This is a genomic window from Methylobacterium sp. 142-1Y (assembly GCF_057747795.1).
Genome location: NZ_CM173224.1, coordinates 4,738,894 through 4,760,356, shown reverse-complemented (window position 1 = coordinate 4,760,356; position 21,463 = coordinate 4,738,894). Strand labels below are relative to the sequence as shown.

Genomic DNA, 21,463 nt, shown 5'->3' with positions numbered 1-21,463 from the left:
TACCGGGATGGCATCATGGGCGGCGGGGCGGAGCCGCCCTCACCAGAGGAAGGCAGAGACACCGTGGGCAAGGTCGAGACGCTGCAACGCAAGAGCACGCAGGACATCACCCTCGACGAGGTCGAGCGGCGGGTCTCGGCCGCGTCCCGGGCGCTGACGCAGCTGGCGCATGCCGACGGGCATTGGTGCTTCGAGCTCGAGGCGGACGCCACCATCCCGTCCGAGTACATCCTCTACCACCACTTCCGTGCGTCGATCCCGCCGCGGGAGCTGGAGGAGAAGATCGCCGTCTACCTGCGCCGGACGCAGAGCCCGCTGCATCACGGCTGGGCCCTGGTCCACGAGGGGGCGTTCGACATGAGCGCGTCCGTCAAGGCGTATTTCGCCCTGAAGATGATCGGTGACCCGATCGACGCGCCGCACATGCGCCGGGCCCGCGAGGCGATCCTCCAGCGCGGCGGCGCGGCGCATGCCAACGTCTTCACCCGCACCCTCCTCGCCCTCTACGGCGAGGTGCCGTGGAGCGCCGTGCCGGTCATGCCGGTCGAGGTGATGCTGCTGCCGCGGTGGTTCCCGTTCCACCTCGACAAGGTGTCGTACTGGGCCCGTACCGTGATGGTGCCGCTCTTCGTGCTCCAGGTGAAGAAGCCCCGGGCCAAGAACCCGCGCGGGATCGGCGTGCGCGAGCTGTTCACCCAGGATCCGGAGCGGATCCGGCGCTGGCCCTCCGGCGCCCAGGAATCCTCGCCGTGGCGTCCGGTCTTCGCGGTCATCGACGACATCCTGCGGGTGGTCGAGCCGTTCTTCCCGAAGAAGCCCCGGGCCCGCGCCCTCGACAAGGCGGTGGCCTTCGTCAGCGAGCGGCTGAACGGCGAGGATGGGCTCGGCGCCATCTACCCCGCCATCGCCAATTCGGTGCTGATGTACGAGGCGCTCGGCTACCCGGAGGACCACCCGCTGGTCGTCACCGCGCGCTCGGCGGTGGAGAAGCTCGTCACCGTCAAGGAGCACGAGGCCTACGTCCAGCCCTGCCTGTCGCCGGTCTGGGACACGGCGCTCGCCGCCCACGCGCTGATGGAGGCTGGCGGGCCGGAGAACGAGCGCCAGGCCCGCGCCGCCCTCGAATGGCTCAAGCCCCTCCAGGTGCTCGACATCAAGGGCGACTGGGCCGCCCGCAAGCCGGACGTGCGCCCGGGCGGCTGGGCGTTCCAGTACAACAATGCCCATTACCCCGACCTCGACGACACCGCCGTGGTGGCGATGGCGATGGACCGGGCGCAGACCCGCCTCGGTCCCGGCGAGGGCGGCTCGGACTACACCCAGTCGATCGCCCGCGCCCGGGAGTGGATCGAGGGCCTGCAGAGCCGCGACGGCGGCTTTGCCGCCTTCGATGCCGACAACACCTATCACTACCTCAACTACATCCCGTTCTCGGACCACGGCGCGCTGCTCGACCCGCCGACCGCCGACGTCACTGCCCGCTGCATCTCGATGCTGGCGCAGCTCGGCGAGACCAAGGAGACGAGCCCCGCCCTCGCCCGCGCCGTCGACTACCTGCTGGCCGACCAGGAGGAGGACGGCAGCTGGTACGGCCGCTGGGGCATGAACTACATCTACGGCACCTGGTCGGCGCTCTGCGCGCTGAACGCCGCCGGACACGACCCGGCCTCCGCGCCGGTCCGCAAGGCGGTGGAGTGGCTGGTCGCGATCCAGAACCCGGATGGCGGCTGGGGCGAGGACGCGGCGAGCTACAAGCTCGAATATCGCGGCTACGAGCGGGCCGGCAGCACCGCCTCGCAGACCGCCTGGGCGCTGATCGCCCTGATGGCGGCGGGCGAGGCCGATCACCCGGCGGTGGCCCGCGGCGTCAATTATCTCGCCCGCACGCAAGGAGCCGACGGGCTGTGGGGCGAGGAGTTCTACACCGGGACCGGCTTCCCGCGGGTGTTCTACCTGCGCTATCACGGCTACGCGAAGTTCTTCCCCCTCTGGGCGCTGGCGCGCTACCGCAACCTCCAGCGGGGCAACAGCCGCAAGGTCGCGGTGGGGATGTAGCGAGGGGCCGGGCCCGCGGCGCAACCGCGCCGGCCCGGAACGACCGCCCGGGCTCGGGCATTCCCCGGGCCGGGAGCCCCGCGATGACCCTGTACAGCTACCACATCTCCCACGAGCAATGCCCGCCCCGGGCGCTGCTCGCGCTGGCCCAGCGGGCCGAGCAGGCCGGCTTCGACGGGGCCTTCTCCTCCGACCATCTCCAGCCCTGGTCGGCGAGCCAGGGCGAATCCGGCTTCGCCTGGGCCTGGCTCGGTGCCGCGCTCCAGGCGACCGAGCGGCTGACCTTCGGGATCATCTCGGTGCCGGGGGGGTGGCGCTACCATCCGGTGGTGCTGGCGCAGGCCGTGGCGACCCTCGGGCAGATGTTTCCCGGCCGGGTGCCCTGGGTGGCGCTCGGCAGCGGTCAGGCGATGAACGAGCGCGCCACCGGCGGGCCGTGGCCCGACAAGGCCGAGCGCAATGCCCGTCTGCGCGAGGGCGCCGAGATCATGAGGGCGCTGCTTGCCGGCGAGACCGTGACCCAGCGCGGGCGCCTGACGGCGGTCGACGCCAGGGTGTGGTCGCTGCCCGAGACTCCGACCCGCCTCGTGGGTGCAGCCACCAGCGTCGAGACCGCTGCCTGGCTCGGCACCTGGGCCGACGGGCTTCTCACCGTCGGGACGAGCCCCGAGACCCTGGGGCCGATCGTCGACGCCTTCCGGGAGAATGGCGGCGCCGACAAGCCGGTCTTCCTCAAGATGGATCTCAGCTACGCCCCCGATCCGGCCGAGGCCCTGCACCAGGCCCACGCCGAGTGGCGCTTCAACGCCCTGCCCGCCTCGGTCGCCTGGGAGCTGCCCCGCCCGGCCGATTTCGAGGCCGCCGCCCGGTTCCTGCGGCCCGAGGACATGCACGAGGCGGTGCTGATCTCCCACGACCTGCCGGCCCTGACCGAGCGCATCGCGGCTTGCGCGGCGCTGGGCTTCGACAGCATCGACCTGCATCAGGTCGGCGGCAACCAGGCGGCCTTCATCGACGCCTTCGGCGAGCGGGTTCTGCCGGCGCTCCACGGCCGCAAGGCCCCGGTGATCGAGTTCGATCCGTTCGGGCGCAAGCCCGCGGCGCGGGCGGGATAGCCTTCCGGACTTCTTGCGGGATGTTTTGGCCCGGACGAAAAAAGGCGCCCGACCGGCCGGTCGGGCGCCTGTCTCGGTCATGCGATCCGGATCAGTAGCCGTAATAGAAGCGGCGCGGGCCGTAATAGGGCCGCCGCCAGTACGGCCGCGGGCCGTAATAGCCGTAGCGCGGGCCGTAGACCGGCCGAGGCCCGTAGAACGGACGGCAATAGCCGAAGCGGTTCGGGACGAAGCCCGGCCCGCAGCCGCCTGCCACTCGCGTCACGCCCGTCTCCGGCGCGAGCGTGCCCGCCGCGCCGAGGCCGATCGGGGCGGCCTGCGCGGTCGATGCAAGACCCAAGCTACCGATCAGGCCACCCGCGACGAGGGCGGCCATCCCGAGCCCCTTGACGTGCATCATCGTGGGATCTCTCCTTGAGTGAGGGGCGGCCGCGAGGACCGCCCTGCCCCACCAGGAAAGGACTAACGACCTGAATGCACGATGAGCGCGCCTGTCGGCTCCCGCTCATCGCGGATGCATGTCAGCGCTTGGGCGTCTCCGGTGCCGGCCCGGAGACCACCGGATCGGCCGCGGTCCGCATGGCCGCCCCGCGCCCGCGGCCCCGCCGGCTCTGGCCGAGACCGGAACTCTTGGCGAGCTCGGAGCGCTGGGCGGCGTAGTTGGCGGCGACCATCGGATAGTCCGGCGGCAGCCCCCATTTCTGGCGGTAGGCTTCCGGCGTGAGGCCGCGCCCGGCGAGGTGGCGCTTGAGCGTCTTGTAGGGCTTGCCGTCCTCGAGGCTGATGATGTGGTCGGGCGTGACCGTCCGGCGGATCGGCACCGGCGGCGTCGCCCGTTCGGGCTCCGGCGCGGGGGCCGCGCCGAGCTGGCTCAGCGAGGTATGCACGGCCGCGATCAGTCCCGGCACGTCCGCAGCCGGAACGGAGTTGTTCGCCACATAAGCCGACACGACGTCGGCGGCGAGCTCGATCAGGTCGAGCGATCGGGTGGGGTCTTCGTTGGTCATGGCGCACCAGATCGAAGTGACCGGCTCAAGAGGACACGTAAGTCCGCTGGCGTCAACCACAGAGGATATGCGTCACGACAGTTTTCGACAGTCGCGATACGAAATAGAAAAAGTATCGCACGCGATTGATCGGATCAGACTGCGCCGCGCCGGTGGTGGCCGGCCTTGGCGGCGCCGGGGCCACACCCGCCCGGATATCGTACTAGCCCGTTGGTCCCGACGGTTTTTTCGTAAGCGGCGGTTTCCCCTCGGCGGGGAAATGCCCTAGCTGTTGCTGCACTGCGCCATCCGGCGTCTCGTTCCTGTCTGCACGATCCCAAGACCTCCCATGACCGACAAGAACCGCCGCTTCCTGGTTGCCGGCACGGCCGCCGGTCTCGCCTCGACCCTGCTGGCGAGCGCGTGGTCCCGCCCCGCCCTCGCCTGGACGGACCAGGATTTCGCCCCCGTCCGGCGCCGGCGCTCCCGCGATCCGGTCCCGGCCGATGACGGCACGTTCTACGACACGCGCGGCCAGGCCCAGCAGGACCCGTATTACCGCGGCGAGCCCGCTCCCGCCGCGGCGCCGGAGGAGGACTCGTTCTGGGGCGGCCGGCGCGAGGTGGCGCCGCCGCAGCCGGGCGCGGTCGATCCGGGCGCCACGGTCGTGGTCGATGACGGACCGATCGACTATGCCCGCGCCTATGCGGCGCTCGACACCGAGCCGTTCCCGATCCCGGCCTTCCGTTGGCGGAAGGCCAACCCGTCCTTCCTGCGCCAGGAGGTCGCCTATGGCGGCCGCTACGCGCCCGGCACCATCGTGGTCGATCCGCGGGCACGCCACCTCTACCTGGTCCAAGAGGGCGGCCGGGCCCGCCGCTACGGCGTCGGCGTCGGCCGCCAGGGCTTCGCCTGGAACGGGGTCGCCACCGTCAACTCCAAGCAGGCCTGGCCGGACTGGTACCCGCCCAAGGAGATGATCGCCCGCCAGCCGGCTTTGGCCCGCAGCGTCTCCAAGCTGCAGAGCGGGCTCGGCGTGCCCGGCGGCCCGCGCAACCCGCTCGGCGCCCGCGCCCTCTACCTGTGGCAGAACAACAAGGACACGCTCTACCGCATCCACGGCACCACCGAGCCGGAGAGCATCGGCCGCAGCGTCTCCTCGGGCTGCATCCGGATGATCAACCAGGACGCGATCGACCTCTACGCCCGGGTGCCGGTGGGCGCGCAGGTGGTGGTGCTGGGCTGATCTCGCGGGCCCGGGGGGCTGCCGCGAGGCCTTCCTGCCTCGTGGCGGCCCTACCCGTCTTCGGGGCGAGCTCTATTCCGGCGGCTGAACCTTCGGGCTCGGGACCGCCTGCGCGGTCGCCGGGTCGGCCAGGATCGCCTTGACGGTCGGCACCGCGGCGGCGGCGGCGACGAGGCCGGTGTTGCGCCGGGCGTAGAGGCCCCAGATCGTGACGATGAGCGTGACAAGCGCGCCGGTCAACGTGGTGGCGGTGTCGGCGTCGATCCAGCCGCGCCCGACGGCGATGCCGCCGCCGAACTGCAGCAGGGTGCGCAGCAGCGCGGTGAGTTGTTCCGGGTTCATGAGATGCTCCTGGTGAAGGCCGGGATGTCCGCGTCAGACTGCGACGGGCGTGCCGCAGGCGGGGCAGGTGATCCGCGCAGCGGGCCGGTACGGAGCGGTGTGGAACGCGAGGGCGGCGGCCCGCACCTCCTCGACCCGTCGAGCCCAGCCGCGGCCGAAGCGCGGCCAGGTCGAGAGCGCCCGCAGGAACGCCAGCCGCCCGTCGCCCAAGGCATCGATCAGCATCGGCACGTCCCGGCCCGCGAGTGCCGCCAGAGTCACCGGCCCGAGCCGCCCGTCATCGGCGAGACCGAGGGCACGTTGCAGCCCGATCACGGCCCGCCGCGGCCCGCTGTTCACCGCGAAGTCGAACAGCGCGTAATCGAGCCCCGCCGGTAGGGCGTCGCCCTGGATCGCGTCCCAGAACCGGCGCCGGTAGAGCGGAGCCACGGAGGCCGGTGTCAGCGCCCGCACCTCTGCCTTCGTCGCCGGCCGGCCGAGCCAGAGGCTCAGCGTGCCGATCGTGACGCCGAGGTTCGTCGCCCCTCCCGGGTCGGCCGGATCGTCCGACCATCCCCCCTCGTGTGTCAGGACGAGGATCAGCCCCCGCTCGAACGTCGTCGCGGCCATGACCGTCTCTCCAGGTTGTGCAGGATGTGCGGCGCGATGGAGCAGCACCCGATCGCACGGCAATCGGGCGCTGCTACAAGTCATTGTTTTTGAAGAATTTTCTGCGAAGAGCCGGTATCTCCGTCGTCGGAGAATGCTCCCGTCGGGTGGCCCGGACGTCCGACCGCGATCAGAGGGCGGCGGCCGCGCGCCACAGCGCGTCGAGCGCCGCCGCATCGTAGCCGAGCGCCGCGCCGAGCTGCGCCACCATCGGGTGGCCGCGCTCGAACGCCGTCGCCCCCGACAGGAGCATCCGGGCGGCGAACTGCTCCACGGCTGGCAGGGCCTCCACCGCCGCGGCGATCGGCGCCGGGAGCTGGCCGGTCATCACCGCCGCCAGCGCCGCATCGGGCGTGATCGCGCCGGCGAGCGCGAGCGCCTGGAAGAACTGCCGATCCGAGATGGCAGCCGGCATCAGGGCGGCGGGGGCGGCCGTCACCGCGGGCACGTTCCCGCTCGCCCGCCACGCCTCGAAGGCCTGCCGGTCGAGGTTGGCCGGGTCGTCGGGGATTTCGGCGCCGTCCTCGCGCCGCACGACATCGCCGATCGGGGTGCGGATCAGATGATAGATCATAGCTCGGCGCTCGCCGTCATGTTGACCAGTACCCCGTATTGGGTTTGATCGTAGAGATACGCGTTCAAAGCTATCCTCGAACCACCCGAAAGGACGCGCACGTCAGTATCGAGATTGTTGGCGTAGGCGTATCCGGCTGCGCCGCTCTTGGGGCTGTAAAGCGTCACACTTGGCGAAACCCGCATCCCACCCGGAAGCAAGACAGTGAAGATGGTCGCCCACTGTGACTGTGACGGATAGAAATTTGAAAAGGCAGCCGCAGCATTCGGCGTCCCGGGCGCGACCCCGTCGTACGAACTGAGGTAATACCGCAGGCAGCGATACATTTCGTCGTCACGCCGCTCGAACACCGTGCGGCTTTTGCCCGGCTCGACCTGCGGTTGGGCGAGCGTCCCGGTGCCCCACTCCACGGTCAGGTTGGCGTCGGCAGCGAGCCCGGTCGCCACGATCGGCGAGGCCGCATAGGCGCCGCCGTTGACCCTCGCTTGCGCCGTGCCGAGCCATGACGCGGTGTAGGTGCCGCCCTCCGTCATGTAGAGCGCGCCCTCGATCACCTGGACGAGCGTCCCGGCCCAGATGGTCAGCGTCGTCACGCCGGCCGAGCGCGCGAAGGTGTAGGTGCAGCCGTTCCCGCCCGCCTTGAAGCCGTCATGGCCGTAGGCATTCGCCGCCAGCGTCACCGTGCCGGACACGGCCCGCTGGTTGACCGTGAACCCGGCATTGCGCAGGCGGTTGCGGAACGGCAGCCCGAGACCGAGCGCGACGGACGCCGCACCGGTATCGGCTGCCGCCAGCACCGCCCGGCCGGTCGCGCCCGCATCCATGATGTCGGCCGCCACCGGGCCGACGAGCGGCTTGCCGGAGGCGCGGACGTAATCGACCACGCGCCAGTTGCCCGACGCATCCGAGACCGCCAGCGCCGTGTCGCCGGCGGCGGTGACGAGGCTGGCGCCCCCCGGCAGGACCAGGCTCGCCGCATTGTGCGTCAGCGTCGCCGCGCCGGTGAAGCGCAGCAACCGCACCCTGTTCGGGCCGGTGCCGAAGCCCGTGACCGTGCCGGTGCCGGTGAGCACCACCCGCAACGCCCCGAGCCCGCCGAGGTCGACCGTCGCGGCGATCGGCGTCGAGGCCTCCGCCGCCGTGAGATCGAGGCCGCCGGTCGCGCGGTCGACCCGCAGGGCCTCGCGCCAGGTGCCGCCATCGGCCGAGACCTTCAGGCGAAGGTCGTCGTCGCCGGTCAAGCCGATCTCGGCCCGGCCGGAAAAGCCGGACTGGAACAGCAGCGACAGGGTGTTGCCGGCCGCTTGCTTGTTCAGGGTGTAGCGCAGGTCCCCTGTCCCGCCCTCGCCGGTGGTGAGCGCCGTCCAGAGCGCCTTGTTCAGCTTGGCGGCGAAGGGGTTCTGCGCATCGGCGGTGGTGCCGAGGCCCAGCCTCGTCAGGTTCTGCAACGCCGTCAGGGTCGAGCGGAACGAGGCCCAGGCCGCGCCGGTGTAGGTGTAGAGGTCGGCTTCGTCCGCCACGAAGGCGAGCCAGCCGGGACGCGGCACGAAGGAGCGCCACGCCCCGTCCTGGTAGCGCACCACCCGGCCGGCCCAGCCCGACCACGCGCCCGTGGGGGAGGCAGCAGCGATCAGGTAGCGGTCGCCCTCGGCCGGGCTGGCGGGCGGCGCGGTCAGATCCTTGTCGAGGACCGCGAGCTGCACCAGCGTGTCGAGGGCGACGAGCGCCTCGTTGTGGGTGACGTGCTTCTGCGCCTGCGCCGCTTGCAGGAGCGGCAGGGCGAGGTTGGCGGTTGCTGCGTCAGGCATACAGGGTCGCCCTCAGGGCCGCGCCGCGGCCGTAGGTTGCCGAGACTTGGTGGATGGCGACGGACAGGCTGGTGACCGGCCCGCCGAAATCGGCCGCCTGGTGGGCGGCGGTGTAGGTGACGGAGGGCGCCGACAGGTCGAACGAGCGGAGGACGGTGGAGCCCGCAGAGGGACCGGAGAGCACGTCGAGGGCATAGGCCTCAGTTTCCTCGGCCAACGGCACCTCGACCTGTTCCCACGGGTCGCCGTCGATCCGGGTGCGCCGAACCCACGACAGGACCAGGTCGCCCGACTCCGCCCGCTTCATCCGGGCCTGTGCCGGCGCGTAGGGGCGCAGGCCCACGCCCCGGAACGCCAGGATGGCGCCGGTGAAGCTCGGATCGTCGGACGGCCGGCCGAGCGGTCCCCAGCGCCAGGCGAGCGGCAGGGTGCGCAGGGACAGGGGCATCCCGGACTGCACCAGGGCATCGGTGAGCACCACGAACGGGGCGCCGGCCGGGGTCGGGCTACCTGAGGCGAAGTCCGTCCCGAGCTGGCCGCGCAGGAGCGTGGACAGCCGATAGCGGCCGGGCGCGAGCAAGCTGGCCTGCGCCCATTGCAGCACCTCCCATTCCCCGGACGGCGTCAGCAGGGCCGCCACGTTGGCCCCGTTGAGCACGTCGATCTCAGGGGCGGAGGTCAGCTCGACCCCGCGCGGCACCTCCACGTAGACGCTGTTCACCCGGTCCCACCGGGCGCACGGGCCCGGGTAGAGGTCGGCCGTCAGCCGCCCGATGATCGACCGGGCGCCCACCGTCGCGTCGTCCGCGAAGGCCCCGCCGGCGGTCGAGCGCAGGACCGCCACCGGCGACCACGGCGCCGTGTAGGCGGCGAGGTAGGGCGCATGCGCCACCGCGTTCGAGCGCAGGAGCGGCAGGTCGAGGAAGTGGAACAGCGCAACCCCGACCGTCACCGGCGGCTCGGCCGGCCGCGGCGTCGCGGTGCCGTCCCGGTAGGCGAACACCGCCAGGTCCGTGCGGATGCCGCTCGCCGGCCGGCCCCCTTCCAGGCCGAGGCGGGTCAGCCGGTAATCGGCGCCGCTCCCGGCCAGTGACAGGGTGACGACATCGCCGGCATCGAGCGCCAGGCAGGACGGCGGCAGGGTGGCCCCGACTTGCTCCCGCTCGACCACGCCCTGATAGAGCAACGCCTGTGCGATGCCCCGCGCCGCGCCCTCGTCCAGGCAGAGCGGCACCGCCACCCGCTGCACCGCGTTGGCCCGGCCGTTGGTGCGCCGCGCCTCGACCGATGCCGACTGGTAGCCCCGCTGCGGATCGATGTAGGTCAGCGCCACCACCCCCGGCAGCGCCGTCTCCTCGCCCCGCGTGCGCCGGTAGTCGCCCGCGCTGCCCTCCCGCGCCACCAGGTCGTCGGCGGTGAGCTGCGCCGCCGGCGCCCGGGCGAGCGGCGCGAAGACCATCCGCCCGGCCGACTCCGCCGCGTCGAAAAAGAAGCACGTCCGCAGCGGTTCGAGCGAGGCCCGTGGCGTCTGCACTTCGGTGACGGCGTAGCCCTCCACCAGGCCGTAGAGCTGGCCGACATCGATCGGCACAGCGAGGCCGCCGCACAGCTCGGCCACCACGTCGGCGATCGGTGCCAGGCCGAGGCGCCCGTTGATCCAATGGCCCAGCCGGTAGTTCGGCCCGTCGCTCCAGACGGAGGATTGGCGCGGGAAGTCCGGATAGGGCCGGGCGTCCCACGTCCAGACGAACAGCCGTTCCGGATCGACCATCCGGCCGCCATAGACGGACGAGACCGGATTGCCGCTCCCGCCCTGCCAGTAAGCCAAGGTGGCTTCCAGGTAGGCCCGTTGCGCCGCCGGATCGCGCCGTCCGTTCGAGTAGTAGGGCAGGAAGCTTTCCGACGACTTCGGGTCCACGAAGACGTTCGGTTGGTTCATGCCCTTGTCGATCGCGGCGCAGCCGAGTTCGATGAAACGGACCGGCTTAGCTTCCGGCACCCACCCCGTTGCGGAGGCCTGGCGCACCCCGCCCGGCCTGTCGCGATGCGGGTTCGACCACCAGGCGCGCAAATCCTTGATGCGGAAGACCCAGTGCTCACCGTAAGCGGTGTCAGTGATCGACACCCGGTTCTGTGCATCGCGATCGGCCGGCGTCGGATAGTACCAGTCGAACAGCTCGCCGGCGGCGACGTTGCCGGCGAGGTATCCCGGATCATAGGGCGAGGGCGCGCCCGATGTGAACGTGCTGCCCTTGGCGTCGAGATGGTCGAACCCGTCGCGCCAATCGGCGAGCGGCATGTAATTGTCGATCCCGACGAAGTCGATATTCGGGTTCGACCACAGCGGGTCCAGATGGAAATAGACATCGCTTGAGCCATCGGCCGGACGATGGTTCGCGTATTCCGTCCAGTCGGCCGAGTAGCCGAGCTTCGTGGCGCTCCCCAGGATCGCGCGCGCGTCGGCTGCGAGGCTTACGAGCTGCGCCACCGCTGGATAAGTCGAGGCGCCCGACCGCACGGTGGTGAGCCCGATCATCTCCGAGCCGATCAGGAAGGTATCGACCCCGCCCGCGGCCTCGGCCAGGCGCGCGCAATGCAGGATGAAGCGGCGGAAGGAGAATTCCGCCTTGGCGCTGATGACCGTCTTGCCGTTCCACGCCAGGTCCGACGGCGCCACGGTGCCGAAGAACGCCGCGACCTGGTCGGCTGCGGCGGCGGTCTTGTCGACGGTGCCGGGCCGGCCGGGGGCCGGATGGCAGGTCACCCGCCCGCGCCAGGGGAAGGCGGCTTGTTCCGCCCCGCCATAGGGATCGGGCAGGCCGTTGCCGGCCGGGATATCCATCATCACGAACGGGTAGAGCGTGACGGCGTAGCCCCGCTCCTTGAGCGCCCCGATGAGCTGCACCACCGACAGGTCGGAGGGCGCGCCGCCGAGGAGCGGCACTCCGGAGGCGCCGCCGCTGACGATGGAAGCCCCCGCCCGGTCGATCCCGCCGGCGAGCCATTCCGGCTTGGTGGTCTTCGATGCCGTCTCGGCCTTCGGGACGATGCGGCAGGCCGACAGCCGCAGGTCGGTGCCGTGCCAGGCGACCACGAGGGAGACGTGCCGGCAGGAAGGCGCCTCGACCGCGAGCTGATCCAGCGCCTTGAGCGCGTCGACCCCGCCGGACACCGTGTTCTGTCCTTCGATCCCGCCGAAGGTCGAGGCGTTGACCGGCACGGTGGCGTAGGTGAATTCGCCCATGCTCGGGATCATCGTGACTGCGGTCACCAGCTCCTCGAGGCGCGGCCGACCGGAGGCGTTGGGCGCGCGCCGGATCACTTCCGCCGTGATGACCGGGACCCGGTTGCCGAAGGCGGCGAGCGGCAGATCCTCGAACACGATGTAGGCGAGCCCCCGATAGGCCGGGGCGCTGGCGGCGCCCTCGATCGCCGAGATTTTCGGGTCCGGCCCCTGCGCCTCGTCGCCGAGATGGATCCGGGTGCCGTAGGCGGACAGCGCGATCGGCTTGCCGTCGGCCCAGACCTGGCCCACGGCGACGATCGGGCCTTCGCACAGGGCGATCGCCACGCTGACGCTGTAGGAATACGTGACGTTGAAGGCCTTCTGACCTCCGCCGCCCTTGCCGCCGGAGGATTTGACCTTCTCGACCGTCTGCACTTCCTTGAGCTTGGTCGCCCAGATGATCTGGCCGCCGATGCGGACGCGGCCGAAGACGCGCGCGATGGCGGCGCCTTCGGTCGAGGCCGTGACGTGGAGGTCCGACAGGCGCGGGCCGAGATGGACCGGCGTCCTTGGCCGTGCGCCGAACATCGCCCGGTCGAGGGCGCTGCCGCCGGCCGCCCCCAGCGCCTGGCCGATCGCGCCGCCGATCGGGCCGCCGAGGGCCGAACCGGCCGCGTGGCCGACGGCCGAGAGGACGAGCGTGCTCATCGCTGGGGCTCCGGCAAGGTCTCGGGCAGGATGTCGGGCGAGGGTTCGGGGAAACGGAAGGCGTAGGCGATGCGCCGGGACCAGGCCGGCGGGATCCAGGTCTCGACGACGGCGTGGCCGTCATAGGCGTGGATCATGTGGGAGGTCCCCGAGAGGATCCCGCAATGCTTGGCCGGGAGACGGTCGCGCCAGCGAAACAGCAGCACGTCGCCGGCCCCGGCCGCGGTCGGATCGAGCGCCACGAGGTGGCGGTGGGCGGCGTCCCGCAGGGTCTCCCGATCCAGATCCTCGGCCCAGCTCGGGGTGTAGGGCGGCGGCACCTCCGGTTCGGCGCCGGTGAGTTCGGCATAGACGCCGCGCAAGAGGCCGAGGCAGTCGCAGCCCGCCCCCCGCAAGGAAGCCTGGTGGTGGTAGGGCGTGCCGAGCCACGTCCGCGCCAGCGCGACGATGCGCGCGCGGGTGTCAGCCGAGGCGGCCTCCATCATTGTCGGCTCCCTGGACGGCGTAGGCCACGGCGTAGTCGTTGCCCGGCAAATCCGGGAAGCCGCGGAAGTTGAGGACGTTCGCGAACTTGTCCCGGCAGTTCGCCAGGGACTTGTCGCAGCCGGCGACGACCTGGAACGCGTCGCCGGGGTCGGGCGGGGCCGGCATCGGCTCCCACAGGTCGAGAGCCGCCAGCGGGCCGAGGCGGGCATGGGCCCGCACCTCGACGACCGCGCCGGCATTGGCCCCGGAGATCCAGACCAGCCTTCCGGCCTCGAACCAGCGGCTCGCATAGGCGGAAAGCCCGGAGGCGATCAGGCTGCGGGCGCTGCGCACCGTCGCGACCGTGCCGCTGCCGCGCATCGCCGGGGCGGCGGCGTCGACCCGGCAGCGGGCATCGCCGAAGAGCGCGTCGCAGGAGCGTTGGTAGAGCCGGCCGCGGGGCTGGTTGAGCCGGTCCGCGAGGCCCCGCACCTCCGCCGTGAAGGCGGTGGGCCCCCGCGAGACCTCGCCGATCGTGCCGGAGAGGACCAGCACCCGGTCGGCCGGGCTCGCCCAGTCGACCCGCCAGACCGCGACCGCGGCGCCGTCGAACAGGCCGCGGGCGAGTTCGGATTCGGCCAGGCGCCCGCTGGTGAGGGCGCCGACGATCTCGAGGGAGTCGGGGCTGAGCCCCGTCCCCTGTTCGAGCGCGGTGCCGGTGGCGCCGCTCTCGGCCGAGCAGGTCACGCCGTCGACGGTCAGGTCCTCGTCGTGGTCGGTGAAGCCGAGGCGCAACCCGTCGGTGCGGGTGACGATCCAGCACTGGCACAGGGTGGTGACCCCGCTCGCGAGGCTGGCGGCGAGGCCGGGCGGCAGGGTCTTCATCGGCGAATCTCGATGATCGGGATGTCGGCGACCACTCCGGCGCGCAGGGCCTGGTGGTCGATCTCGATGCGGTCGGTGGCGAAGCGCACCGGCACGTCGAAGGTGAAGCCCGCCGTCACCACGGCGCCGAGGCCGGGCGCGGCCGCGAGCGTGATGCGGCCGCTGGCGGCGTCGAGCGCGAAGGCGGTGCTTGCGAGCGCCACGCCGCCGACCGCGACCGCGACCGAGCCGGCGACCGGTTTGGTGATCGGCCGGGCGTAGGGCGCGAAGGCGCCGCCATAGGTCTTGGCGAGCTGGAACACCCGCGTCGTCCCGTCGCCGGTTCCGAGGACCTGGTCGGTCGGCGCAGGGTCCCGGCCCGGGGGCGCGGAGGCATGGTCGAAGGTGTCGCGCCAGCGGAAGCCGTAAAGCGGCCCGCGCCTTTCCTCGAAGAAGGCGATCAGCAGGGCGACGTCCTCGGCCCGGCGCAGGGCCGGCCCCGCATCGTAGCGGCGGCGGGAATGGCGCCAGAGGCCGTTCCGCTCCTCGTCGCCGGAGCCGAGGGTGACGATCTCGGTGCGCCGCTCCGGCCCGCCGCGGGAGCCGTAGGAGAGCGCAAGGGGGAAGCGCACCTCGTGAAAGGGGCTGGGCATGGTTCTTCGCGCTCCCGATGCTCGCAAGGCCCGGCCACGGGCGAATTCTCACAGGCCCCTCAGGCCGCGCTGCACCGCCCGGGCCAGGGCGGCGCTGACCTGCGCTTCCGAGCGGTGGAAGCTCGGGGCGTCCGCGGCGGCGATCGAGACCGAGACCTGGACGCTGGGCGCCGGTGCCGATGCCGCGACGCCGTGCGCCGCCGGCAGGATGCGACCGGGCTGGAGCGGTACGAAGGTCTCGCGGCCGCTCTCGCCCACCGTGTAGGCGACGCCCGGGGTGACGGGACCGCCGGCGGCGCGGCCGGTCGGGTTCTGGGTCAGTCCGAGCGAGCCGAGGGCGTCGCCGATCAGGTCGGCGCCGGGGCTGCCGCGGCCGAACAGGCCGTCGAAGGCCCGGTCGAGGCCCCGGCTCGCGAGCGTGGTGGCGAGCCGGGCCACGACCGTGGTCAGGCGCTCGCCGTGCAGGATCGCGCTCTTGAAGCTGTCGGCGAGCGCCGAGCCGAGTTCCCGCGAGGCGGATTGCGCGGCGCGCTGCGCCGCCTCGGCCCGCTCCACCTGCGCGGTCGCGGCGCCGTAGGCCTCCGCCACCTTGTCGACCTCCTCGCGGAGTGCCGGCGTCACCGCGAGGTCGGCTTTCTTGGCCGCCTCCAGCAGGCGGAACGCCGCCTCGGCCTTCGCGGCGGCGCCCTCCTCCCGGCCGACCGCATCGGCCTCGATCTTCAAAAGGCCGGTGCGCCGGGTGAGGCGCGCGACCTCGTCGCGAAAGGCGTCGTCCTCCAGCTCCGTGGCCTTGGCGGGCGTGGACGAGGACCGGGCCGGCGTCCGCGCGGGTCCGGGTCCGGGTCGGACCGGGGCGGCCGCTTCGGTTCCGGCGAGGCTGCCGCGGGGCGCGGCGTCGCTGATTGCGAAGGCATCACTGATCCGGGCGCGGATCGCCGCGCCATCGCTCGATGCCGCTTTCACCCGTTTGCCGAGATCGGCGACGAGGTCGGCGGCGGCCGGGACCTTGTCCGCGATACTCCCGACCGCGCCCGCCACCGCCTCGAACCCCGCCACCGCCTCGCGGGAGGCAAAAGCAGCCTCGGCGAGCCGGGCGGTCAGACTGCCGACCGCGTCGTCGACCCGCCGCAGGGCGGTGCCGTCGCCGGCGGGGACGGCGCTCGCCTGCTCCAGCGCGCGCTGGAGCTTTCCCAGCGCCTCCGGCGCGGCCATGCGGGCGATCTCGTCGCGGACGTCGGTCCCGGCCCGCGCCATCGCGGCCGAGATGCGCCCGGCCCCGGCCTCGACGGCGCGCTCGGCCTGCCCCATCGCCTCCTCGGCGAGCGGCCCGGCCCGGGCGAGCTCGCGCTCATAGGCCTCGACATTGGCCTCCAGGGAGACCACCAGGCGCTCGATCTCGGTCGTCATGCGGGGGATCCGTGATCCGGGGCGCTCTGGAGCCAGGCCCAGAGCGCGTCCTCCTCCTGCGGCGTCGGGGCGTCGGCGGCGTCCGGGTCGCGGGCGCGGTTGAAGCCGTCGATGTAGGCGGCGAGCTGCCACAGGCTCATCGCCCGCAAGTCGGCGGCAGGCAGGCCCATGGCGGCGGCGGCCCCGTAGAAGGCCGCGAAGGCGATCCGCCCCTCCGGGCCAGCGGCCCCGACCGGGCGGCCGACCCGCTCGTCCTCGGCGCCCTCCAGCGCCGCCGCCAGCACCAGGGCGGCCTTGGCGATCAGCGGGATGCAGGGCAGCCCGTCGAGGCCTTTGGCGATGGCATGGGCCTCCGGCACCGGGGTGCCGCCGCCGATGAGGCCGAGGCGCAGCACGTCGCGCACGTCCCGGAACCGGTACAGCCGTCCGGCATGGAGCCGGTGCAGCAGGGCGGAGGGCCCTGCGCCGGTCGCCTCCTGGAGTGCCTCCAGGTCGCCGATGGCGAGGCGGAAGCGGTGGGTGGCGTCCTCGAGGGCGAGGTCGATATGGCCGTCACGGCTCATGGCACCCTCACGCGGCGGCCGTGAAGGCGACGGCCCCGGTCGATTGCAGCGCCACCGAGACGGTGCAGCGCTCGCCCCGCACGGCGCCGACCTCGAAGCTCGTGAGGTGAAACAGCCCCTCCCAGGCTCCGCCGCCATCGCTGCCGGCGCCGCTCACCTCGACCCGGGCCCGCACCGGCGCGTCGGATTCGTAGGCGGCGCGCCAGCGGGCGAGGCTCTGGCGCGCCATCACGCCCTTGCCGGAGACCGCGACCGACTTCGACACCGCGAACCGGTCGACGAAGGGGGCGGCATCCTCGTTGGCGCAGTCGGGCACCACCGCGCTGTTGGTCTCCTTCGTGAACTGCGCCGCGCGCTCGGTGAGGCCGCAGGGCGCCTCGAAGGTGCCGGCCTTCGCCAGGCTCTCGAGCTTCACGGCGATCGCCGAGAACGGCAGGGTGGTGGGCTGGGCCATGGGTTTGCTCCTGAAACCGCTCGGAGGGCGGTGCAGTGTGGCGGGCGCGAAGAGCGCCCCGTGGAGCGGGCACGGGAGCCCGAAGCGGCTCCCGGGCGCCTCAGCATCATTCGCCGAAGTGGTCATCCGGTTCGGCGATAAAATGATGCAAAAACAAGGAGCTAAGCAGGGTTGCCGCGTGCAGCTCTGCTTAGCGGAACGAAAGCCAAGGGAGCGGCGATGCTGGCATCGCAGAGACGACCGCCGGCGCTTGAGGCCAGCTCAAAACGCTTCGGCGGCGACCGCGCCGAAGCGGGCGACGCCGTGCCAGGAGCCGGGCCCGAGGGGTTCCGGCAGCACCAGGCTGCGCTCGTGCGACAGCCACAGCAGCTCGCCGCGGGCGAGCGTCAGGTCCGCCTCGTCGAGGGCGGCGGCGACGGCGGCGAGCAGCTCCTGCACGGGCTTTAAATCCCGGGCCCCGCGCAGGAAGGCGTGGACGGTCAGGCGGCAGGCGCAGCCGCGCCAGCCTTCCGCCTCGTAGGGGCCGACCTCCGGCGGATCGACCCGCAGGAACGGCCATTCCTCCCGGGCGCTCGCGACTTCGCGCACCCGGTCGCCGATCATGGGGCGCAAGGCCGGATCGGCGAGAAGGCGTGTCCGCACCGCCCGCAGGAGCTGGGGCGAGAGATCGAGTCCGGCCATCACCCCCTCCCCGCCAGGTGCGCGACCGGCGGGCCGATCACCGGCCGGGCCGCCCGCGTCGCGGTCCCGAATTCCCGGGCGGTCAGGCCCGGTGCCTCGACCGTGACGGCGGCGCCCGCCGGGGTCTCCGTCGCCTCGGCGCGTCCGTAGGGCAGTTCTTGCTGGATGTCGGCCGCGAGGGTGGTTGCGGCCTCCCGCGCGCGGGCCCGCGCGGCGGCGCTGCCGGCGCGGGCGAGGCGCGCGAGCTGCGCCCGGAGCGGGCCGGTCTCGGCTCTCTGGGTCACACGGGTCTCCCCTGGATGAGGGCGTGGCTGCCGGCGGGGTCGGTCTCCACCGCGACGATGCGGTGGCGGGCCCCCGCCAGGGTGATCTCGTCGTCCGGGTCCGGGGGGAGGCCCGGCGTGAGCACGATGGCCCGCACCAGGCGGCCCGGCAGGCCGGGTTCCTCGCCGGCCTCCCGGGCACCATCGATCCGGGCCCGGACGGGTTCGTCCGCGGTGCCGTCCGGGCCGGCCCGGTGCAGGACGGCCTCGTCGAAGAGGGGGGCGAGGACGCCGCCGAGATGGCGGCCGATTCCGTCGAGGAGACCCATCACACCACCGCCACGCCGATGCCGTTGCGGCGCATCACCTCGTGGAAGCGCCGCCCGTAGGAGGTCAGGCCGAGCGTGCCCGGAACGGCATCCGCGGGCGGGTCGCGGCGCTCCAGGTGGAGCGTGCCGCTGCGCAGCGCCCTGAGGTCGAGGGCGCCCGCCCGGGCGAGTTCGGCTTCCGCACCGCCCTGCCCGTCGAGCGTCAGGGTATGGGCGGCGTGGAGCATCCGCCCGAGGACGGCATCCGCCGCCGGCCAGGCCGCTCCGACCCGCGGGCCGGCCTCCGCGAGTGCCCCGGCGATGGTGGCCTCGGGAACACCGGCGAAAGCCGGGAAGCGGGCCCGGAAGGCCTGCGGCGTGATCGCGTCCGCCATCTCACGCCTCCCCGCCGGAGGGCGGCCGCTCGCGGCCGCGGCGGCGCTCGGGCTTCGGATCCGGCATGTCCGGATCGGGCTCCGCCTCGACCCGCATCTCGCCTGCCGCCGCCCAGGCGGCGAGGCACGGGTCCGGCCGCTCGGGCAGCGTCAGCACGGCGCTCTCGCCGGGCACCAGGAGCCGGGGCGCGCGGGCGCCCTTGGGCCAGATCAGCCGGGGGCCGGCGGCGTGGTTCGTCACCCGCATCATACTCGCGTCCCCCCTAGATGCCGTCGAGGTAGCGGCAGGCGGCGGGGCGGCGGATGTCGAGACCGCCGAGCCGGAAGGCGCCCGGCACCTCGAAGCGCCACGGCCCGGTCTGCCAGGCCGGGAAGAACCGGAACGGCATCGGCAGCCACAGCTTCAGCACGGACGGGTCGCGGCGATAGGCGACCATGCGGGCGGTGCCGCCGGTGCCGGCGGTCTCGAGCGCCCGCACGCCGTAGACCGTCAGGTCCTGGCCGGTCTCGAGGGTGTAGACGTTGTGGCGGCGGATCCAGTCGAGCAGGGTGAGCGGGCTGATGCCGTCGAGGCGGCGAAGCCCAATGCCGAGCATCTGCTCGTAGGGCAGCAGCAGGGTGTCGGCCATCTCGACGGTGTTCGACCCGGTGAAGATGCCGATGAGCTGGCCGTTGACGTCGGCGAGGATCTGCTCCGGGCTTTTCTGGGCCCAGGCGGTGCTGCCGTTGGTGCCGGTGGCCGCAGCGCTGCCGACCGTCACGCCCGGATGGTTGAGCAGGCCCGAAAACCCCTTTGCCGGATCGCCGAACAGCGCGACCTGGTCGATGAACTCCTCCGAGGCGAGCCGCGCCGCGTCGGCCTTGTCGGAGTCGAGGGTCATGCCCAGCAGCTGGGCCTTGCCGAGCTCCTCCAGGTCGTAGCCGTAGCCGATGCCCGCCATGGCGACGGTGGTCTCGTGCTGCCGGCGCGTGAGCTCGACCTTCGGCACGTCGGCGGCGGCGCCGTGGACCCAGGTCGCCTGGCCGACCCGGTCGACCGAGAAGTAGGTCACGGTCGGCACCCATTCGGGCGCCGCGGTGTCGACCGGGACGAGGCGCGGATAGCGGATCGCCGGGTACTGGGCGCGGTAGACATTCGGCTCGATGAAGGCCTGCTGGCTGACCAGGAAGGCGAGGGCCCGGGGGGCGTCGGTGACGAGGGTGCGGGTCATGCTCGTGCCTCTCTTCAGTTCAGGCGCAGGCGGACGAGGCCGCCGGTGGGGGCGGAGGTGTCGAACAGGGCGTTCGGGATCGGGGTGTTGCCGGAGGCGGCGGCGGTGATCGCGCCGGCGGCCGTGACGTAAGCGGGATTGCCGGCGCTCGCGGCCGAGGCCGTGACGACCCAGACGGCGCCGGACACCATCACCGGGGCGGTCTCGCCCTTGGCGAAGAGGTCGGTCCCGTTCGGGTTCGGCCGGGCGTTGCGGTCGGCGAGCACGATGCCGCGGAAGACCGCGCCCGACGCCGCGATGCCGTCGTCGCGGGTGCCCTGGAAGGCGGCGCGGCCGAAGCCGATCCCCTCCGGGGTCTCGACGGTGCGGCTGAGAATGGTCGCGGGGTTCTGGTCGGCGGCCATGCCCTCGTAGGCGGCGGCCGGGCGGCCGGGATAGCTGGTCTGGACGGGGGGCATCAGCGGGCTCCTGCGGGTTTCCAGGCGTTGCGGAGTGTCTCGACCATGGCGGCGTGGGCCGCCTCGGGTGTCGGAGCGTCGGTGCCGGGGCGGCGCAGGGCGTCGCGCAGCGGATCGGCGATCGGGCGCGGGACGGCGTGGCGCCGATCGGCGGCGATCACCCGGAAGGCGCCCTCGATCGCGGCCGGGCTCAGGGCGGCAGCCTCCGCCTCGCCGAGCGCCCGCGCCACGGCGGCGCGCCGGATCGCGTCGGGGGTGAGGCCGGCGGGATCGAAGGAATCGCCGAGGATCCGGCGGGCTTGCGTGACCAGGGCGCCGCGCTCGGCCGCGAGCGCATCGAGGGCGGCCTCGTCCGGCACCCGGGCGCGGAGCGCCGCGACCTCGCCGTCGCGCTGGGCCAGTGCGGCCTCGGCGGCCTCGGCCCGCCGTTCGGCCTCGGCGAGGCGCCGGTCGGCATCGCCGATGCGGCAATCCGGGCCGGCGCGCCCCTGCGCCACGATGGCGACGTGGTCGACGATCACCTTCGTCTGGCGGGCGTCGTAGGGGCTGCCGTCCGGGGCGGTGCCGGGGGTCCAGTCGAGGTCGCAGGTATAGCCGACCGAGATCTCGCGCCGCCCGCCCTGCACCGCCGCGATGGCCGCGGAATCGGCGAGCAGCATCGGGATGCGGACGAACTCGCCGTCGCGCATCACCTCGTCACCGACATGGCCCCGCGCGACCCCGCGCCAGGTCCGCGGCGTCACCGCCTCGGGCGGATGGTCGAGGGTGACGGGCTTGTGGCCGAAGCTGCGCAAGGATTCGGGCCGGAAGATCTCGTCCGGGTCGCGGTAGATCCGGACCTGCGCGAGATCCGGCCGGGCGACCTCGTCGCCGCGATAGACCTGGACGTTGCCGGCCCGCGCCGCGCGGGCCTGCACCACCAGGGCGCCGTTGCCGAGCGGGCGCGCGTCCGCGATCTCGGCCGCGGGGCCGAGGGTGAGCCTGTCGAAGAGGTGCATGGGTGGGGTCTCGGGTTGGGAGGTGGGAAGCGCCT

24 protein-coding genes are annotated in these 21,463 nt (G+C 72.8%); 3 read left to right on the top strand and 21 right to left on the bottom strand.

What is annotated here, in order from left to right:
• Positions 1 to 15: 15 nt before the first annotated feature.
• Entirely contained in the window at positions 16 to 2,055 is a 2,040-nt protein-coding gene (gene shc, locus AC3AOF_RS21835) for a squalene--hopene cyclase (RefSeq protein ID WP_488346472.1), read from the top strand.
• An 83-nt stretch (positions 2,056 to 2,138) separates the two neighbouring features.
• On the top strand, positions 2,139 to 3,170 hold the full coding sequence (locus AC3AOF_RS21830; protein ID WP_236988898.1) for a TIGR03885 family FMN-dependent LLM class oxidoreductase: 1,032 nt from the start codon (positions 2,139 to 2,141) through the stop codon (positions 3,168 to 3,170).
• A 91-nt stretch (positions 3,171 to 3,261) separates the two neighbouring features.
• Here AC3AOF_RS21830 and AC3AOF_RS21825 read toward each other — a convergent pair whose 3' ends face one another.
• Entirely contained in the window at positions 3,262 to 3,570 is a 309-nt protein-coding gene (locus AC3AOF_RS21825; protein ID WP_488346471.1) for a GCG_CRPN prefix-to-repeats domain-containing protein, read from the bottom strand.
• Positions 3,571 to 3,691: 121 nt separating this feature from the next.
• Positions 3,692 to 4,177 (bottom strand): Ros/MucR family transcriptional regulator, encoded by a 486-nt coding sequence (locus AC3AOF_RS21820; RefSeq protein WP_236988900.1) that lies wholly within the window; start codon positions 4,175 to 4,177, stop codon positions 3,692 to 3,694.
• Positions 4,178 to 4,505: 328 nt separating this feature from the next.
• Between AC3AOF_RS21820 and AC3AOF_RS21815 the strand changes: the two genes are divergently transcribed.
• On the top strand, positions 4,506 to 5,402 hold the full coding sequence (locus tag AC3AOF_RS21815; protein ID WP_236988901.1) for a L,D-transpeptidase: 897 nt from the start codon (positions 4,506 to 4,508) through the stop codon (positions 5,400 to 5,402).
• Between the two features lie 72 nt (positions 5,403 to 5,474).
• On the opposite strand, the gene AC3AOF_RS21810 is transcribed toward AC3AOF_RS21815, so the two are convergent.
• The 19 genes from AC3AOF_RS21810 to AC3AOF_RS21720 form a co-directional block, all read right to left on the bottom strand.
• Positions 5,475 to 5,744 (bottom strand): Pam3-gp28 family putative phage holin, encoded by a 270-nt coding sequence (locus AC3AOF_RS21810; RefSeq protein ID WP_236988902.1) that lies wholly within the window; start codon positions 5,742 to 5,744, stop codon positions 5,475 to 5,477.
• Positions 5,745 to 5,777: 33 nt separating this feature from the next.
• Positions 5,778 to 6,353 (bottom strand): glycoside hydrolase family 108 protein, encoded by a 576-nt coding sequence (locus AC3AOF_RS21805; RefSeq protein ID WP_488346470.1) that lies wholly within the window; start codon positions 6,351 to 6,353, stop codon positions 5,778 to 5,780.
• Positions 6,354 to 6,522: 169 nt separating this feature from the next.
• Complete coding sequence (locus tag AC3AOF_RS21800) at positions 6,523 to 6,966, bottom strand: hypothetical protein (protein WP_488346469.1); 444 nt, start codon at positions 6,964 to 6,966, stop codon at positions 6,523 to 6,525.
• Entirely contained in the window at positions 6,963 to 8,774 is a 1,812-nt protein-coding gene (locus AC3AOF_RS21795) for a DUF2793 domain-containing protein (RefSeq protein WP_488346468.1), read from the bottom strand. The genes AC3AOF_RS21800 and AC3AOF_RS21795 overlap by 4 nt, the downstream gene beginning before the upstream one ends.
• On the bottom strand, positions 8,767 to 12,708 hold the full coding sequence (locus tag AC3AOF_RS21790; RefSeq protein ID WP_488346467.1) for a baseplate multidomain protein megatron: 3,942 nt from the start codon (positions 12,706 to 12,708) through the stop codon (positions 8,767 to 8,769). Before AC3AOF_RS21790 ends, AC3AOF_RS21795 begins: the two co-directional genes overlap by 8 nt.
• Positions 12,705 to 13,193: an NlpC/P60 family protein gene (locus AC3AOF_RS21785; RefSeq protein ID WP_488346466.1), complete on the bottom strand. Its 489-nt coding sequence runs from the start codon at positions 13,191 to 13,193 to the stop codon at positions 12,705 to 12,707. The genes AC3AOF_RS21790 and AC3AOF_RS21785 overlap by 4 nt, the downstream gene beginning before the upstream one ends.
• Entirely contained in the window at positions 13,171 to 14,058 is an 888-nt protein-coding gene (locus tag AC3AOF_RS21780; protein ID WP_488346465.1) for a DUF2163 domain-containing protein, read from the bottom strand. Before AC3AOF_RS21780 ends, AC3AOF_RS21785 begins: the two co-directional genes overlap by 23 nt.
• Complete coding sequence (locus AC3AOF_RS21775) at positions 14,055 to 14,690, bottom strand: DUF2460 domain-containing protein (protein ID WP_236988908.1); 636 nt, start codon at positions 14,688 to 14,690, stop codon at positions 14,055 to 14,057. Before AC3AOF_RS21775 ends, AC3AOF_RS21780 begins: the two co-directional genes overlap by 4 nt.
• 48 nt (positions 14,691 to 14,738) lie before the next feature.
• On the bottom strand, positions 14,739 to 16,097 hold the full coding sequence (locus AC3AOF_RS21770) for a phage tail tape measure family protein (protein ID WP_488346464.1): 1,359 nt from the start codon (positions 16,095 to 16,097) through the stop codon (positions 14,739 to 14,741).
• Complete coding sequence (locus AC3AOF_RS21765) at positions 16,094 to 16,660, bottom strand: gene transfer agent family protein (protein WP_236988910.1); 567 nt, start codon at positions 16,658 to 16,660, stop codon at positions 16,094 to 16,096. Before AC3AOF_RS21765 ends, AC3AOF_RS21770 begins: the two co-directional genes overlap by 4 nt.
• A 7-nt stretch (positions 16,661 to 16,667) precedes the next feature.
• Positions 16,668 to 17,114, bottom strand: a complete 447-nt coding sequence (locus tag AC3AOF_RS21760) for a phage tail tube protein (protein ID WP_236988911.1) — start codon at positions 17,112 to 17,114, stop codon at positions 16,668 to 16,670.
• Positions 17,115 to 17,375: 261 nt separating this feature from the next.
• Positions 17,376 to 17,795: a DUF3168 domain-containing protein gene (locus AC3AOF_RS21755; protein WP_236988912.1), complete on the bottom strand. Its 420-nt coding sequence runs from the start codon at positions 17,793 to 17,795 to the stop codon at positions 17,376 to 17,378.
• On the bottom strand, positions 17,795 to 18,079 hold the full coding sequence (locus tag AC3AOF_RS21750) for a hypothetical protein (protein ID WP_488346463.1): 285 nt from the start codon (positions 18,077 to 18,079) through the stop codon (positions 17,795 to 17,797). The genes AC3AOF_RS21755 and AC3AOF_RS21750 overlap by 1 nt, the downstream gene beginning before the upstream one ends.
• Complete coding sequence (locus AC3AOF_RS21745) at positions 18,076 to 18,387, bottom strand: hypothetical protein (protein WP_236988914.1); 312 nt, start codon at positions 18,385 to 18,387, stop codon at positions 18,076 to 18,078. Before AC3AOF_RS21745 ends, AC3AOF_RS21750 begins: the two co-directional genes overlap by 4 nt.
• Positions 18,387 to 18,761 (bottom strand): DUF4054 domain-containing protein, encoded by a 375-nt coding sequence (locus AC3AOF_RS21740; protein ID WP_488346462.1) that lies wholly within the window; start codon positions 18,759 to 18,761, stop codon positions 18,387 to 18,389. The genes AC3AOF_RS21745 and AC3AOF_RS21740 overlap by 1 nt, the downstream gene beginning before the upstream one ends.
• Position 18,762: 1 nt before the next feature.
• On the bottom strand, positions 18,763 to 19,011 hold the full coding sequence (locus AC3AOF_RS21735; protein ID WP_236988916.1) for a hypothetical protein: 249 nt from the start codon (positions 19,009 to 19,011) through the stop codon (positions 18,763 to 18,765).
• Between the two features lie 13 nt (positions 19,012 to 19,024).
• Positions 19,025 to 19,972 carry a DUF2184 domain-containing protein gene (locus tag AC3AOF_RS21730; protein ID WP_236988917.1) on the bottom strand — a complete coding sequence of 316 codons (948 nt, stop codon included), beginning with the start codon at positions 19,970 to 19,972 and terminating at the stop codon, positions 19,025 to 19,027.
• Positions 19,973 to 19,986: 14 nt separating this feature from the next.
• Positions 19,987 to 20,430 (bottom strand): structural cement protein Gp24, encoded by a 444-nt coding sequence (locus tag AC3AOF_RS21725; RefSeq protein WP_236988918.1) that lies wholly within the window; start codon positions 20,428 to 20,430, stop codon positions 19,987 to 19,989.
• Positions 20,430 to 21,428 carry a DUF2213 domain-containing protein gene (locus AC3AOF_RS21720; protein WP_488346461.1) on the bottom strand — a complete coding sequence of 333 codons (999 nt, stop codon included), beginning with the start codon at positions 21,426 to 21,428 and terminating at the stop codon, positions 20,430 to 20,432. The genes AC3AOF_RS21725 and AC3AOF_RS21720 overlap by 1 nt, the downstream gene beginning before the upstream one ends.
• Positions 21,429 to 21,463: the final 35 nt, after the last annotated feature.

What these genes read in the sequence shown, in the direction of transcription:
- AC3AOF_RS21795 (WP_488346468.1), bottom strand. Translation starts at nt 8,774, where the DNA reads ATGCCTGACGCAGCAACCGCCAACCTCGCCCTGCCGCTCCTGCAAGCG.
- AC3AOF_RS21720 (WP_488346461.1), bottom strand. Translation starts at nt 21,428, where the DNA reads ATGCACCTCTTCGACAGGCTCACCCTCGGCCCCGCGGCCGAGATCGCG.
- AC3AOF_RS21830 (WP_236988898.1), top strand. Translation starts at nt 2,139, where the DNA reads ATGACCCTGTACAGCTACCACATCTCCCACGAGCAATGCCCGCCCCGG.
- AC3AOF_RS21730 (WP_236988917.1), bottom strand. Translation starts at nt 19,972, where the DNA reads ATGACCCGCACCCTCGTCACCGACGCCCCCCGGGCCCTCGCCTTCCTG.
- AC3AOF_RS21785 (WP_488346466.1), bottom strand. Translation starts at nt 13,193, where the DNA reads ATGATGGAGGCCGCCTCGGCTGACACCCGCGCGCGCATCGTCGCGCTG.
- shc (WP_488346472.1), top strand. Translation starts at nt 16, where the DNA reads ATGGGCGGCGGGGCGGAGCCGCCCTCACCAGAGGAAGGCAGAGACACC.
- AC3AOF_RS21770 (WP_488346464.1), bottom strand. Translation starts at nt 16,097, where the DNA reads ATGACGACCGAGATCGAGCGCCTGGTGGTCTCCCTGGAGGCCAATGTC.
- AC3AOF_RS21725 (WP_236988918.1), bottom strand. Translation starts at nt 20,430, where the DNA reads ATGCCCCCCGTCCAGACCAGCTATCCCGGCCGCCCGGCCGCCGCCTAC.
- AC3AOF_RS21820 (WP_236988900.1), bottom strand. Translation starts at nt 4,177, where the DNA reads ATGACCAACGAAGACCCCACCCGATCGCTCGACCTGATCGAGCTCGCC.
- AC3AOF_RS21800 (WP_488346469.1), bottom strand. Translation starts at nt 6,966, where the DNA reads ATGATCTATCATCTGATCCGCACCCCGATCGGCGATGTCGTGCGGCGC.
- AC3AOF_RS21805 (WP_488346470.1), bottom strand. Translation starts at nt 6,353, where the DNA reads ATGGCCGCGACGACGTTCGAGCGGGGGCTGATCCTCGTCCTGACACAC.
- AC3AOF_RS21760 (WP_236988911.1), bottom strand. Translation starts at nt 17,114, where the DNA reads ATGGCCCAGCCCACCACCCTGCCGTTCTCGGCGATCGCCGTGAAGCTC.
- AC3AOF_RS21780 (WP_488346465.1), bottom strand. Translation starts at nt 14,058, where the DNA reads ATGAAGACCCTGCCGCCCGGCCTCGCCGCCAGCCTCGCGAGCGGGGTC.
- AC3AOF_RS21765 (WP_236988910.1), bottom strand. Translation starts at nt 16,660, where the DNA reads ATGAGCCGTGACGGCCATATCGACCTCGCCCTCGAGGACGCCACCCAC.
- AC3AOF_RS21815 (WP_236988901.1), top strand. Translation starts at nt 4,506, where the DNA reads ATGACCGACAAGAACCGCCGCTTCCTGGTTGCCGGCACGGCCGCCGGT.
- AC3AOF_RS21775 (WP_236988908.1), bottom strand. Translation starts at nt 14,690, where the DNA reads ATGCCCAGCCCCTTTCACGAGGTGCGCTTCCCCCTTGCGCTCTCCTAC.
- AC3AOF_RS21790 (WP_488346467.1), bottom strand. Translation starts at nt 12,708, where the DNA reads ATGAGCACGCTCGTCCTCTCGGCCGTCGGCCACGCGGCCGGTTCGGCC.
- AC3AOF_RS21755 (WP_236988912.1), bottom strand. Translation starts at nt 17,795, where the DNA reads ATGGCCGGACTCGATCTCTCGCCCCAGCTCCTGCGGGCGGTGCGGACA.
- AC3AOF_RS21810 (WP_236988902.1), bottom strand. Translation starts at nt 5,744, where the DNA reads ATGAACCCGGAACAACTCACCGCGCTGCTGCGCACCCTGCTGCAGTTC.
- AC3AOF_RS21735 (WP_236988916.1), bottom strand. Translation starts at nt 19,011, where the DNA reads ATGATGCGGGTGACGAACCACGCCGCCGGCCCCCGGCTGATCTGGCCC.
- AC3AOF_RS21740 (WP_488346462.1), bottom strand. Translation starts at nt 18,761, where the DNA reads ATGGCGGACGCGATCACGCCGCAGGCCTTCCGGGCCCGCTTCCCGGCT.
- AC3AOF_RS21745 (WP_236988914.1), bottom strand. Translation starts at nt 18,387, where the DNA reads ATGGGTCTCCTCGACGGAATCGGCCGCCATCTCGGCGGCGTCCTCGCC.
- AC3AOF_RS21825 (WP_488346471.1), bottom strand. Translation starts at nt 3,570, where the DNA reads ATGATGCACGTCAAGGGGCTCGGGATGGCCGCCCTCGTCGCGGGTGGC.